The following is a 12095-nucleotide window of genomic DNA, read 5'->3' on the forward strand; positions in this document are numbered from 1 at the left end:
CCGACCGCATGATCACCGCACCGATCAAGACCTACGAATACGACCGGCCGCAGGTCGGCGAGGCCTGCAGCATCAACCCGGCGACGGCCGAGGCCTGGGCGCGCGTGCCCGCCGTGCCGAGCGCCGCCGAAAAGGCGGAGCTGAAGGAACGCATCAAGCGCCTGCTGAAGGAACGCAATGCCGTGCTGGTGGCCCACTACTACGTGGACGCCGAGCTGCAGGACCTGGCCGAGGAAACCGGCGGCTGCGTCTCGGATTCGCTCGAAATGGCGCGCTTCGGGCGTGACCACCCGGCCCAGACCCTGGTCGTGGCCGGCGTGCGCTTCATGGGCGAGTCGGCCAAGATCCTGAGCCCGGAAAAGACCATCCTGATGCCGGACCTGGACGCGACCTGTTCGCTCGACCTGGGCTGCCCGGCCGACGAGTTCGCGGCCTTCTGCGACCAGCATCCGGACCGCACCGTGGTGGTATACGCCAACACCAGCGCCGCCGTGAAGGCGCGCGCCGACTGGATGGTAACCTCGTCGATCGGCCTGGACATCGTCAAGCACCTGCACGAGCAGGGCAAGAAGATCCTGTGGGCGCCCGACCGCCACCTGGGCTCGTATATCCAGAAGCAGACCGGCGCCGACATGCTGCTGTGGCAGGGCTCCTGCCTGGTGCACGACGAGTTCAAGGGCGTCGAGCTCGATCTGCTCAAGCTTGAACACCCGGACGCGAAAGTGCTGGTGCACCCGGAGTCGCCCGCCTCGGTGGTAGCCCAGGCCGACGTGGTCGGCTCGACCACCCAGCTGATCAACGCCGCGGTGAACCTGCCGGCGAGCACCTTCATCGTCGCCACCGACAACGGCATCCTGCACAAGATGCGCGCCGCGGCCCCCGGCAAGTACTTCATCGAAGCGCCCACCGCCGGCAACAGCGCCACCTGCAAGAGCTGCGCCCACTGCCCGTGGATGGCCATGAACGGCCTGAAGAACCTGGCGGAAGCGCTGGAATCCGGCGCCAACGAAGTGCACGTCGACCCGGAGATCGGCCGTCAGGCCAAGCGCGCGATCGACCGCATGCTCGATTTCGCCGCCGCCAAGAAGGCACAGGCCCTGCCGAGCGGTGCGCTCGAGCAGAACACGAAACTGTTCAACGGAGTCGGCCCCGCATGACGACCCTGCGTAATCCTTATATTCTTGATGCCCAGTTCGACGAGAAGCTGCAGTCCAGCTTTGAAGCCAACATCCTGGCGGCGCTGCTGGAAGACGTCGGCACCGGCGACCTGACCGGCATGCTGGTCCCGAGCGAGCCGCGCGTGCAGGCGCGCGTGATCGTGCGCGAAGCGGCCGTGCTGTGCGGCGCGCCCTGGTTCGAGGGCGTGATGCTGGCCGTCGACCAGGACATCGAGATCGCCTGGCAGTATGCCGAAGGCGACATGATGGCCAAGGACTCGACCGTCTGCACCATCGAAGGCTGCCCGCGTTCGCTGCTCACCGCCGAGCGTGCGGCGCTGAACTTCATGCAGCTGCTCTCGGGCGTGGCGAGCGCGACCCGCAAGTATGTCGACGCGATTGCCGGCACCAAGGCGGCCATCCTCGACACCCGCAAGACCCTGCCGGGCCTGCGCCTGGCGCAAAAATATGCGGTGCGTGTCGGCGGCGGCCAGAACCAGCGCATGGCGCTGTACGACGGCATCCTGATCAAGGAAAACCACATCGCTGCGGCGGGCGGCGTGACCCGCGCCCTGCAGGCGGCCGAGGCGCTGAACTCGGGCGCACCGGTGCAGATCGAGGTCGAGACCATCGCCCAGCTGGAAGAAGCGCTGGCGGCCGGCGTCAAGTCTGTCCTGCTGGACAACTTCGACCTCGACATGATGCGGGAAGCGGTGCGGGTGAACGCCGGCCGTGCGCTGCTGGAAGCCTCCGGCGGCATCAACATGGACACGGTACGGGCGATCGCCGAAACCGGCGTCGACCGCATCTCGGTCGGCAGCCTGACCAAGGACGTGCGCGCGACCGACTATTCGCTGCGGATCGTCGGCGCGATCAAGGAGGTGGCGGCATGATGGACTGGAGCCGTCTGCGCATCTCGACCGGTGCGCGCATCCTGTGGCTGGTCTTCGGCCTGGTGCTGGGCTTGCCGACACTGTCCAATGGCCTGGCCAACAATAGCACCGCCGACCTGTGCTTCGGCATCGGCATGGTGCTGGTGGGCGTGCGTGGCTTCCTGCGGCCGGTCATGTTCGGCAAGGCCGTGCGCATGGAGATGGACCCGCGTACCTCGCAGGTATCGATCGGCTCGCCGGCGCTGCACGGCGGCCTGTCGCTGGTGATCTTCGCCGCGCTCATGGCCGGCATCATCATCAAGTACGTGCTCAAGGGTTGATGGACGGACGCTGCGCGTCCGATCCCATCATTCTGCCTTACACGCCACTCTCGCTCGCCCGCGCCAGGGCTTCCGCCTCGGGCGAGCGCAGATGCAGCGCTTCGCCCACCTGGGTTGCGATCGTGTCGATCGCCGCCATCACCTTGTCAAGGTCCGCATAGTGCGTCATGTGCCCCACGCCAGGCTCCAGCTCGAGCCGGCTCAGGGCCAGGCGCTCGCTCAGGCGCTCGGAATTGTGACCCGCATCGACGATCTTGTCCTGGGTGCCGGCCACGATGACCGACGGCACCTTCAACTCGGCATAGCGCTTCGACAACGAGGCCGCCGCAGGGATCATGACCGCGGTCTCGGCCGCGGCGGCGCGCAGCTGCTTCGGCCGCAGGGCCATCCAGACCGGGAAGGCATCGAAGCGCCGGTCGACCGGCCTGGGCGAGAAGGTGCGCTTGGCCATGCCGGGCCACATTGCCCGCGCGACCAGCGGCAACACCGTATAGCGCAAGACGTCGCCGATGACCGGTATGGCCGGCTGGGTCAGCGTGGCCACGTCCAGGCGTATGCTCGGGTAGTAGTAACCCGACAGCAGCACCAGCCCGCGCACGAAGTCGGGCTGCTGCAAGCCCATCGCCAGCGCCACCATCGTGCCCCAGGAGTGGCCGAGCACGATGGCCGATTCCACGCCGATCTGCTCGAGCGCGCGGTGCAGCAGGGCCGCCTGCTTGTCCGGAGTCCATAGCGTGCTGCGCGGACGGTCGCTGTAGCCGAAACCGGGCCGGTCGAAGGCGATCACGCGGTAATGCTCGGCTGCCCGCTGGAGCAGGCCGCTCGTTTCGAAATCTTTCGAATAGACACCGTTCCCGTGCAGCAGCACGAGGACAGGCCCGGAACCGCGTTCCACGTAATGCAGGCGCACTCCGTCGACCGCGACGAACTTGCCCTGCGGTGGATTGTCGCGCTCGGCCTGCCTGGTCTTGGCGCGGACATAAAAGAAGGAGGCGGCCAGGCCGATGGCGGCCAGGATGGCGCCCGTGCGCGGGCCGCTGGAACCCGTGCTGCTCGTTGTTGTCGTGCGGTAGCTCTTGGTCACAAAATCCCCCTGTGGTCGAGTAGTGAATGTGACTCCTCCGGCTCCTCCGCGTGGAGCAGGCCGGCGACGCGCGGCAACAGCCGCTCGGCCGACTCTTCTATTTTGAGTGCGATCAGGTGGTCCGCCCGGGTACGCCCCAGGTTCACCGCCGCGATCGGCTTGCCGCTCTCCTGCGCCATGCGGCAGAAGCGGAAACCCGAATACACCATCAGCGACGAACCGACCACCAGCAAGGCGTCGGCCGCCTCCATCTGCGCAAGGGCGCAGGCGGTACGCGGTGGCGGGATGCCGTCGCCGAAGAATACGACATCCGGCGCCAGCGCGCCGCCGCAATGGAGACAGAAGGGCAAGTGGAAGTCCTCGAGGGCGTCCGGCTCGATCGCGGCGTCGCCGTCCGGCAGCGGCGTGGCGAGCACGTTCGCCAGCTCGGGATTGGCCTCGTTCAGCAGGGTCTGCACGAAGGCGCGCGGGAACTGCGCCTTGCAAAGCATGCACACGACGGTGTGCACGTTGCCGTGCAATTCGAGCACGGCGTGGCTGCCGGCCTGCTGGTGCAGGCCGTCGACGTTCTGCGTCAACAGGTAGCCGAAGCTGCCGTGCTTTTCCAGGCGCGACAGCGCGCGGTGTCCCTCGTTCGGCCGGGCTTTCGACATGATCGGCCAGCCGACCATGCTGCGCGCCCAGTAGCGGCGCTGGATGTCGACCGAACGCCGGAATTCCGGCCCCTGGATCGGCTGGCGGCCGCGGCGGGTGCCGTCGCGGTCGCGGTAATCGGGAATGCCCGAGGCGGTGGACAGGCCGGCGCCGGTCAGCACCAGCGCGCGCGGATACCGTTCCAGGAATTCCGCCAGCGCCTCAGCCTGGTCTTGAACGGGTAAAACTGCTGCCATGTTGCGTGATCCTCCATTGGCTGGGATCGTAGCATCCGGCTTGCGCGGACAGAAACACGATACCCTGGCTAAACAATGAAGCCGAGATGGATGCGCCATCCCGTTTTCGCAAGGCGCAGCCTAGCGTGCCGAGACCGCGATGCCGCCCACGATCATGCCGAAGGCCAGCACGTGGTAGAGGTGCGGCGGCTCGCCGAGAAAGGCCGAGGACAGCAGGGCCGTGAACAGCGGCGTCAGGTTGATGAAGAAGGCGCCGATGCTCGGACCGGCACGCTGCACGCCCGCACCCCAGCAGCGCATCGCCAGGATCGCCGGGCCGATCGCCACGTACAGCAGGGCGGCTGCCAGCGGCCAGCTCCAGCCGATGGCGACGTCGCGCAGCGCCCATTCGCCGCCGGCCAGGGCCGCCGACCACAGCACGCCGTAGGCGACCTGGGCGAGAAGAAACGCCGCCCAGTCGGCACGCAGGCCGGGCACGTCCTTCTGCTGCATCAGCATCCAGCTGTAGAAAGACCAGGCGATGGTGGCCAGGATCATGTACACGTCACCGATCACCAGGCGCAGCTGCAGCAGGCCGTGGATATCGCCGCGGCACAGCACCACCAGCACGCCCGCGATCGACAGGATCGCACCGACGATCTGCTTGCGCTTGACCGGCACGCCGTAGAACAGCCGGCCGACCAGCAGCATCCAGACCGGCACGCCGGACGCCACCAGGGTCACGTTGATCGGCGTGGAACTCTGCAGGGCTAGGTATTGCAGCGAGTTGTACAGGCCCACGCCCAGCAGGCCGAGCATGGCGTAGCGGCGCCAGTTGGCCAGCACGCCGCTGCCGTGCCTGAGCGCCGCCCGCCCGAGCGGCACCAGCACCGCCAGCGCGATCGTCCAGCGGATCAGGTTGAGCGTCATCGGCGGCACCGCGTCGCGCACCAGGCGGCCGACGATGGCATTACCCGCCCACAGCACCGGGGGCACGGTCAGGAGCAGGATGGTGGAAGGCGTGAGGGCGGGGCGGGACATGGGAAATCCGTGGCCGGCCGGGAAATCAGCGGCGTTCCGGCGTCAGCACGCTCGGCAGGGCCTTCGGCAGGGTATCCGGGAAGTCGCGCGAATAATGCAGGCCGCGGCTTTCGTGGCGCGAGAGTGCGCTGTTGACGATCAGCGACGCCACCTCGACCAGGTTGCGCAACTCCAGCAGGTCGTGCGTGATGCGGAAGTTGCGGTAGTACTCGTCGATCTCTTCCTTGAGCAGCTTGATGCGGTGCTGGGCGCGCTCGAGGCGCTTGGTGGTGCGCACGATGCCGACGTAGTTCCACATGAAGCGGCGCAGCTCGTCCCAGTTGTGGGCGATCACCACCTCTTCGTCGGCATTGGTCACGCGCGACTCGTCCCAGGGCGGCAGCACCGGGTTCTCGATCTTCGGCGCGGCCGCGATCTGGTGCGCGCAGGCGCGTCCGACCACCACGCACTCCAGCAGCGAGTTGCTGGCCAGGCGATTCGCGCCGTGCAGGCCGGTGCAGGCGGTCTCGCCGACCGCGTACAGGCCGGGGATGTCGGTGCGCCCAGCCAGGTCGGTGACGATGCCGCCGCAGGTGAAGTGCACCGCCGGCACCACCGGGATCGGCTCCTTGGTGATGTCGATGCCCAGCTCCAGGCAGCGCGCGTAAATGGTCGGGAAGTGCTCCTTCAGGAACTCCGGGTCCTGGTGGCTGATGTCGAGGTGGACGTAGTCAAGGCCGCGCTTTTTCATTTCGAAGTCGATCGCGCGCGCCACCACGTCGCGCGGGGCCAGCTCGCCGCGCTCGTCGTGGGCCGGCATGAAGCGCGTCCCGGCCGCAACGCCGGCTTCGGGCGGCAGCTTGAGCAGGCCGCCTTCGCCGCGGATCGCTTCCGTGATCAGGAAGGATTTGGCATACGGGTGGTACAGGCAGGTCGGGTGGAACTGGATGAATTCCATGTTCGACACCCGGCAGCCGGCGCGCCAGGCCATGGCGATGCCGTCGCCGGTGGCGGTGTCGGGATTCGTCGTATACAGGTAGACCTTGCCGGCGCCGCCGGTGGCCAGCACCGTGTGCTCGGCTTCGAAGGCGAGCACCTCGCCGCTTTGCTCGTCCTGCACGTACAGGCCGTAGCAGCGCGGCTGGCCCACCAGGTGCGGGGCGCCCCCGTGCACGCCCTTGCCGGTCAGCTTGTCCGAGGTGATGACGTCGATCGCGCAGTGGTGCTCGAACAAGGCGATGTTCGGATGCGCGCGCACTTTCTGCTCCAGCGTCACCTGCACCGCATGGCCGGTGGCGTCGGCCGCGTGGATGATACGGCGCTGGCTGTGGCCGCCCTCGCGGGTCAGGTGGAAACCGAGTTCCGCCGATTCGTCGCGGGTGAAGGGCACGCCTTGCTCGATCAGCCATTCGATCGCCGCGCGGCCGTTCTCGACGATGTAGCGGGTCGCGGCTTCCTCGCACAGGCCGGCGCCTGCGATCAGGGTATCGGCGATGTGCTGGTCGTGGCTGTCGCTGGAATCGAGCACCGCGGCGATGCCGCCCTGGGCCCAGTTGCTGGCGCCGTCGAGGAGGGCGCGTTTGGAGATGATCGCAACCTTGCGCGTTTGCGCCAGGTGCAGGGCCACCGACAGGCCGGCCAGACCGCTGCCGACAATAGCGACGTCAAATTTCATGGTGATGTCAGGTTTGTACAGAGGCATCACTATAGTCGATTTGGCCAGCTCGCGTCAGGGAGGGGCCGGTGGGTCAAGGGCGGGACACTGTACGCGGACGCACGGATGGGCCCTTGAAGCGGCGCTAGGATCGCTATTCCACCTAATGAAAGGATTGCCATGTCAGCTCAACACGCCCAGGCGCACGCGGCCGCGCTGTCCGAGAAGATCGGCTCGATGCGCTTCGCCATGTTCACGACCCGTGACCAGAACGGCCACCTGGTCAGCCAGCCGATGACCAACCAGCAGGTCGACGGCGACGGCGCCCTGTGGTTCTACACCCGCACCACGACCGAGCTGTGGGACAACATCGCCCACGAGCCGGAGGTGAACGTCAGCTTCGCCGATCCCGACAACAGCACCTGGGTCTCGGTCAGCGGCCACGCTGAGCGCGTGGTCGAGCGCGCCCGGATCCACGCGTTGTGGAACCCCATGGTGCAGGCCTGGTTCCCGGCCGGTCCGGAGGACGAGCACGTCGTGCTGGTGCGGGTGCTGCCGCACGCCGCCGAATACTGGGATGCGAACGACAGCAAGATGGTGCGCATGTTCGCCATGGCCAAGGCGGCCGTGACCGGCACCACGCCGGACGTCGACGCCGACCACGGGACCATCCGCATGTAAGGTCCCTTGCCGACCCCGGCCGGCTCGCTTACAGTGCTCATCATTTCTTGGGGAGCCATCCATGGGGCGAGACTTGCGGTACGGGGCGGCGCATTGAGCCCGCTCGAGATCGGGGCGAATGCCTTTACCGCGCTGGCGATCGTGCTCGCCGGGCGCAACAGCGTGCATACCTGGTGGACCGGGATCATCGGCTGCACGCTGTTCGGGGTCCTGTTCGCACGGCACAGGCTGTACGCCGACGTCGTGCTGCAGGTGTTTTTTGTGGGGACCAGCCTGCTCGGCTGGTGGCGCTGGCTGCGCGGTCGACAAGGGTCGCCACTGCCGGTGACGCATGCGGGCGTCCGCACGCTGCTGTGGATGCTGCCGGTGGGTGTCGCCGCCACAGCCGCCTATGGCGCGCTGCTGCACCATTACACGAACGCCTACGCGCCTTTCGTCGATTCCGCCGTGCTGGTGTTCAGCGTGATCGCCCAGCTCCTCATGATGGGACGGCGCATCGAGAACTGGCCGGTCTGGCTGCTGGTGAACAGCATCGCCGTGCCGCTCTACGCCAGCCGGGGACTGCACCTGACGGCGCTGCTGTACGCCGGCTTCTGGGTCAACGCGATCGTGTCCTGGATCTGGTGGCGCAAGCTCGCCGCGCGCGATGCGGCGGCGGCGATGGTGCCGGCGCGGGAAACGGCCTAGCGCGCGGGCGGCAGGTCGGCCTCGCTCTGGTTGCCGCCGGTTTCCGGCGTGCCGAGGCCGGTGCCAGTGGGGCTGGCCTGGCTCGGACGGGTGTCCTGCGGACCGCGCCCGATATTGGTCATGGCGCTGCCTTCGGCCTCGACCTGCCCGCTTGCGGCCGGGGCGCCGCTCGGCGCATTGGTGGTCTCGCCGGACTGGTTGCGGGTCAGGCCGTCGCCGCCGCTGCCGCCGGTTTCCTGCTGGGTCTCGTGGCTGGGCGTCGCGCCTTGCTGCCCGCTGGTGGTGCCGCCGACGCCGAGTGTCGTCGACGGGTCGTTCTGCGGATGCTGGGTAGTCATATCGGGCTCCCTCAATGCTGGAAACCCATTATGCCTGCGCCGCCCATGGCCCGGCGCAGGCTTGGCGTGGACTACTCGTAGCGCTTGTAGACGCTGGTCTTGCCACCATCCTTCACCAGCAGCACCTCGTAGGGATCCTTGCGCGAGCCTTCCATGCCGGGTGAACCCATCGGCATACCCGGCACCGCGAGGCCGCGCGCCTTGGGCTTTTCCGCCAGCATGCGCTTGATGTCGGCCGCCGGCACGTGGCCCTCCACCGCATAGCCGCCCACGCGACCGGTGTGGCAGGAGCCGTATTCGGCCGGGATGCCGAACTTCTCGCGGTAGTCGGACGGATTGGCCACGTTCTGGGCCTTGACCTGGAAGCCGTTCGCTTCGAGGTGCTTGATCCACTCCTTGCAGCAGCCGCAGTACTCGGTCTTGTATACCTCGATCACGGGCTGCGCGGCACTGGCGGCGAGCGGCAGGGCGAGGAGGGTGGCGGCGCCGGCTTGGCGAATGAAACGCAGGAACATGGTCACTCCAGGATCGAGGGGAACAAACCCGCATTATGCCTCAGCCGCACGCTTGGTGGCCCGGCCGCCGGATGCTATACTGTATAAAAACACAGTATCGTTTCAACATGCCCAGCTTCCTCCCGATCGACCTCGACCCGCTTCCCGAAGATTCGCCCCTGCGGCTGGCGGCCAGCGCGCGTGGCGCCGTGTTCCGCGGAGTCGGGGACGAGCCGGTGACCGATGCGCGCAGCGATGCCGAACTGGCGCGCGAATACATCGGCCAGGGAGAGCTGAGCCCGAAATCCATCGCCAACACCCAGAAGGAACTGTACCGCTTCCTCACCTGGTGCCGCGAAGAGGCGCGCAAGACCTTCGGGCAGCTGACGGTGGCGGACCTGAACGCCTACAAGGAATTCATCCGCAACCCACCGCCGGAATGGATCTCCACCACCAAGTGGCCGCGCAACGATCCGCGCTACCGGCCGTTCTCCGGCCCGCTGTCGGATGCCAGCCGCCGTCAGGCCATGATCGCAGTGAAAGGCCTGCTGGGCTATGCCGAGCAGACCGGCTACCTGCGGCGCAATCCGGCCCGGCTGGTGCGCAACGTGCGCGCCGCCCACGGCAGCCGCATCACCCGCTACCTGACGCCGCAGGCGATCGCGCATGCGCTGGACGCCGTCGCGGCGCGCGTGGCCGATACGCCGGCCAGCCTGCGCCAGCGCGAGCGCGACCGTTTCCTGCTGGTCGCGTTTGCCCAGACCGGCGCGCGCCTGAACGAGATCGTCGGCGCCCACATGGGGGCCATCTACAGCGAGGGCGACGGGCGCTGGTGGCTGGACGTGATGGGGAAGGGCGCCAAGCCGCGCCGCCTGCCGGTGCCGCCGGCGATGCTGGCCGCCTACCGCGACTACCGCCAGGCCTTCGGCCTGCTGCCGCAGGCGAGCCGCGCCGACCGCACGCCGCTGGTGCTGTCCAGCCGCAGGGAGGAAGCGGTGCGCATTACCGACGAAGCGGCCTCCGAAGCACTGAAAGCCGTGTTCGCGGCAGCCGCCGACCGCGCCCTGGCGCAGGGCGACGCCGACAGCGCGGCCGCGCTGCGCCAGGCCTCCACCCACTGGCTGCGCCACAGCATGCTGACCAACCATGCCAACAGCGGCGTGCAGCTCAAGACGCTGCAGGACACGGCCGGCCATGCCAACATCGCGACCACCGCCGCCTACCTGCACAAGCGCGACCACGAACGCCACGACGAGATCATCGGTTCGGGCGCCAAGCTGGTTCCCTGAGCCGCAGCCGGGGAGGGCGGCCTCAGATCGGCAATTCGGATTCCCCGCCGGCGGAGCTGCCGAAATCCTGCAAGGCGTCGAGCGAAAGACGACCCTCGTTCAGGGCGGCGACGATCGCCTTCAGTTGCTCCGGGTCGGGGTGCAGGTAGACGATGCGCTGCTCGAGCTCGTTGTCCCAGTACTTGGTGTAGGGCACATCGGTCTCCGCCATGACCTTGGCGTCGAAGCTCCCGTCCATCATTTCGCCGACCAGGGTGACCTTGGTCGTATCCGGCGTCGTATTCTTCACGGTGATGCCCATGCTCGTCCTTTCGAGTGATCAGTTCGCATAACTGCATTCTTACCCACGTGGGGCAGGGGTGCAAACGGACGCTCGCCAGTCGTGCGCGGGCCGGACCAGCCCCTGCAGACTGCAGGCGGCTTGATGCATAGCAAAACCATTCCATGCGGACCACGATTTAGGAATATTCATGCCACATCTCACTCGACATTAGCATATATAATGTCGAGTTCGGTTCGAGCGGCCACTCATCAAGCAGTTTCACACCATGTTCATGCACATCGATTCAATCTCCGACGGCGCAAAGCCGGACCACAACGAGGACTGGGCCGGCAGCTTTCGGTCACCCGCAAGGACCGAACTGGTCGTCATCGACGGCGGCACCTCGGTCGCCGACCGCGACTACGTCGCGCCGGGCGAAGGCGACGTGGTGTGGTTCGTCACCCGGTTCGCGGCGGCCCTCGGTCCGGCCATCGATGCCGGGCTCGGTCAAAGCGAGGCCGCGCACGCCGCCGTCGAAGAGGTCCATAGGGAGTTCCTTGCACGCTGCGCCGGCAAGGAGGTGCCGCTGTACGCCTGGCCGATCGCGGCGCTGAGCTGGGTGCGCGCGCACGAACACGGCGACGGCCACCGGCTGGAGCTGTTCTGCCTGGGCGACTGCAAGATCCTGCTGCGCCGGCCTGACGGTGAGGTGCTGGACCTGGATCCCTTCGTCAATCCGCAGGAAGCCATCCTGCGCACCGAGATCGAAAAACTCAGGCGCGAAGGCATCCATGACGCCATGGCCAGGCAGGCCCGCTTGACACCGATGCTGCGCGCCCGGCGCGCCTTCCAGAATTCCGTGGCCAACACCAATTCACTGTGCCTGCGGCCAAACGGCGCCTTCGGCGCACGCACGTCTACGTTCGAGGCGCCGGCCGGGTCGGCCATCCTGGTCATGAGCGACGGCTTCTACCGCCTGGTGGACACCTACGCGCTGCACACGCCGCACAGCCTGTTCCGTCTGTGCATGGAGCACGGCTTGCCGGCCGCACTTGCGCAATTGCGCGAGCACGAAGCCGCGACGCGGGCTTCGGGGCCGGCCGTGGTGAAACAGGCGGACGATGCATCGGCGATCCTCTGGCGCAGCGATCATCTGCGCGCTTGAGCACGCGAAATCCGGGCCTGCGCTGCAGCCTTGCCGGCTGCTTGAGCGGCCCGGACAGCTTCTGCGGCTCTGCCATAAGACAGAGCCGGTACGCCGGTTCGGCTGCCGGCAAGTCGTTTAGTTGTGGCTATACAACATCTTTACATATCTGACTAAAAAGTTAATAAGAACGCGATTGCTCA

The 12095-nt window shown here is 67.3% G+C and carries 14 protein-coding genes; 7 read left to right on the top strand and 7 right to left on the bottom strand.

Annotation, left to right across the window (positions count from 1 at the left end):
- Window positions 1-8 precede the first annotated feature (8 nt).
- Genes nadA through ACK6C6_RS10935 form a run of 3 tightly spaced genes read left to right on the top strand, consistent with a single transcriptional unit; the run spans window position 9 to window position 2370 of the window.
- Window positions 9-1157, top strand: a complete 1149-nt coding sequence (gene nadA, locus ACK6C6_RS10925; protein ID WP_409267346.1) for a quinolinate synthase NadA — start codon at window positions 9-11, stop codon at window positions 1155-1157.
- Window positions 1154-2050, top strand: coding sequence for a carboxylating nicotinate-nucleotide diphosphorylase (gene nadC, locus ACK6C6_RS10930; protein WP_209586651.1), 897 nt, complete (start codon window positions 1154-1156; stop codon window positions 2048-2050). The genes nadA and nadC overlap by 4 nt, the downstream gene beginning before the upstream one ends.
- A complete protein-coding gene (locus tag ACK6C6_RS10935) occupies window positions 2047-2370 on the top strand; it encodes a hypothetical protein (protein ID WP_209586652.1) in 324 nt (107 codons plus the stop codon). The genes nadC and ACK6C6_RS10935 overlap by 4 nt, the downstream gene beginning before the upstream one ends.
- 37 nt (window positions 2371-2407) lie before the next feature.
- On the opposite strand, the gene ACK6C6_RS10940 is transcribed toward ACK6C6_RS10935, so the two are convergent.
- The 4 genes from ACK6C6_RS10940 to nadB form a co-directional block, all read right to left on the bottom strand.
- Entirely contained in the window at window positions 2408-3454 is a 1047-nt protein-coding gene (locus ACK6C6_RS10940) for an alpha/beta fold hydrolase (protein WP_409267347.1), read from the bottom strand.
- The gene (locus ACK6C6_RS10945; RefSeq protein WP_409267348.1) at window positions 3451-4344 is read right to left on the bottom strand and encodes an NAD-dependent protein deacetylase; all 894 of its coding nucleotides are present in this window, start codon (window positions 4342-4344) and stop codon (window positions 3451-3453) included. The genes ACK6C6_RS10940 and ACK6C6_RS10945 overlap by 4 nt, the downstream gene beginning before the upstream one ends.
- 120 nt (window positions 4345-4464) lie before the next feature.
- Window positions 4465-5364 carry a DMT family transporter gene (locus tag ACK6C6_RS10950; RefSeq protein WP_209586654.1) on the bottom strand — a complete coding sequence of 300 codons (900 nt, stop codon included), beginning with the start codon at window positions 5362-5364 and terminating at the stop codon, window positions 4465-4467.
- A 25-nt stretch (window positions 5365-5389) separates the two neighbouring features.
- Entirely contained in the window at window positions 5390-7018 is a 1629-nt protein-coding gene (gene nadB, locus ACK6C6_RS10955) for an L-aspartate oxidase (protein ID WP_409267349.1), read from the bottom strand.
- A gap of 159 nt (window positions 7019-7177) precedes the next feature.
- Between nadB and ACK6C6_RS10960 the strand changes: the two genes are divergently transcribed.
- Both ACK6C6_RS10960 and pnuC read left to right on the top strand, forming a co-directional pair.
- Window positions 7178-7678 (top strand): pyridoxamine 5'-phosphate oxidase family protein, encoded by a 501-nt coding sequence (locus ACK6C6_RS10960; protein ID WP_409267350.1) that lies wholly within the window; start codon window positions 7178-7180, stop codon window positions 7676-7678.
- Between the two features lie 93 nt (window positions 7679-7771).
- Window positions 7772-8365, top strand: coding sequence for a nicotinamide riboside transporter PnuC (gene pnuC / locus ACK6C6_RS10965; protein ID WP_409267351.1), 594 nt, complete (start codon window positions 7772-7774; stop codon window positions 8363-8365).
- Here pnuC and ACK6C6_RS10970 read toward each other — a convergent pair.
- Both ACK6C6_RS10970 and ACK6C6_RS10975 read right to left on the bottom strand, forming a co-directional pair.
- Complete coding sequence (locus ACK6C6_RS10970) at window positions 8362-8703, bottom strand: hypothetical protein (RefSeq protein WP_409267352.1); 342 nt, start codon at window positions 8701-8703, stop codon at window positions 8362-8364. The two genes, pnuC and ACK6C6_RS10970, sit on opposite strands and share 4 nt — an antisense overlap.
- 71 nt (window positions 8704-8774) lie before the next feature.
- Window positions 8775-9218, bottom strand: coding sequence for a DUF411 domain-containing protein (locus ACK6C6_RS10975; RefSeq protein ID WP_209586659.1), 444 nt, complete (start codon window positions 9216-9218; stop codon window positions 8775-8777).
- Window positions 9219-9325: 107 nt separating this feature from the next.
- Between ACK6C6_RS10975 and ACK6C6_RS10980 the strand changes: the two genes are divergently transcribed.
- Complete coding sequence (locus ACK6C6_RS10980; protein WP_209586660.1) at window positions 9326-10486, top strand: tyrosine-type recombinase/integrase; 1161 nt, start codon at window positions 9326-9328, stop codon at window positions 10484-10486.
- 22 nt (window positions 10487-10508) lie between these two features.
- Here the strand turns inward: ACK6C6_RS10980 and ACK6C6_RS10985 are convergent, their stop codons facing one another.
- Window positions 10509-10787: a hypothetical protein gene (locus ACK6C6_RS10985; RefSeq protein ID WP_209586661.1), complete on the bottom strand. Its 279-nt coding sequence runs from the start codon at window positions 10785-10787 to the stop codon at window positions 10509-10511.
- A gap of 253 nt (window positions 10788-11040) precedes the next feature.
- Here ACK6C6_RS10985 and ACK6C6_RS10990 point away from each other — a divergent pair, with 253 nt between their 5' ends.
- Window positions 11041-11913, top strand: a complete 873-nt coding sequence (locus ACK6C6_RS10990) for a protein phosphatase 2C domain-containing protein (RefSeq protein WP_409267353.1) — start codon at window positions 11041-11043, stop codon at window positions 11911-11913.
- Window positions 11914-12095: the final 182 nt, after the last annotated feature.

The organism is Massilia sp. BHUDP2, from assembly GCF_046236355.1.
GTDB lineage: Bacteria > Pseudomonadota > Gammaproteobacteria > Burkholderiales > Burkholderiaceae_D > Telluria > Telluria varians.

Excerpts from the sequence above, each read along its gene's own strand:
- ACK6C6_RS10970 (WP_409267352.1), bottom strand. The coding sequence starts at position 8,703 with ATGACTACCCAGCATCCGCAGAACGACCCGTCGACGACACTCGGCGTC.
- ACK6C6_RS10985 (WP_209586661.1), bottom strand. The coding sequence starts at position 10,787 with ATGGGCATCACCGTGAAGAATACGACGCCGGATACGACCAAGGTCACC.
- nadC (WP_209586651.1), top strand. The coding sequence starts at position 1,154 with ATGACGACCCTGCGTAATCCTTATATTCTTGATGCCCAGTTCGACGAG.
- nadB (WP_409267349.1), bottom strand. The coding sequence starts at position 7,018 with ATGAAATTTGACGTCGCTATTGTCGGCAGCGGTCTGGCCGGCCTGTCG.
- ACK6C6_RS10980 (WP_209586660.1), top strand. The coding sequence starts at position 9,326 with ATGCCCAGCTTCCTCCCGATCGACCTCGACCCGCTTCCCGAAGATTCG.
- ACK6C6_RS10950 (WP_209586654.1), bottom strand. The coding sequence starts at position 5,364 with ATGTCCCGCCCCGCCCTCACGCCTTCCACCATCCTGCTCCTGACCGTG.
- ACK6C6_RS10935 (WP_209586652.1), top strand. The coding sequence starts at position 2,047 with ATGATGGACTGGAGCCGTCTGCGCATCTCGACCGGTGCGCGCATCCTG.
- ACK6C6_RS10960 (WP_409267350.1), top strand. The coding sequence starts at position 7,178 with ATGTCAGCTCAACACGCCCAGGCGCACGCGGCCGCGCTGTCCGAGAAG.
- ACK6C6_RS10945 (WP_409267348.1), bottom strand. The coding sequence starts at position 4,344 with ATGGCAGCAGTTTTACCCGTTCAAGACCAGGCTGAGGCGCTGGCGGAA.
- ACK6C6_RS10990 (WP_409267353.1), top strand. The coding sequence starts at position 11,041 with ATGCACATCGATTCAATCTCCGACGGCGCAAAGCCGGACCACAACGAG.
- ACK6C6_RS10975 (WP_209586659.1), bottom strand. The coding sequence starts at position 9,218 with ATGTTCCTGCGTTTCATTCGCCAAGCCGGCGCCGCCACCCTCCTCGCC.
- nadA (WP_409267346.1), top strand. The coding sequence starts at position 9 with ATGATCACCGCACCGATCAAGACCTACGAATACGACCGGCCGCAGGTC.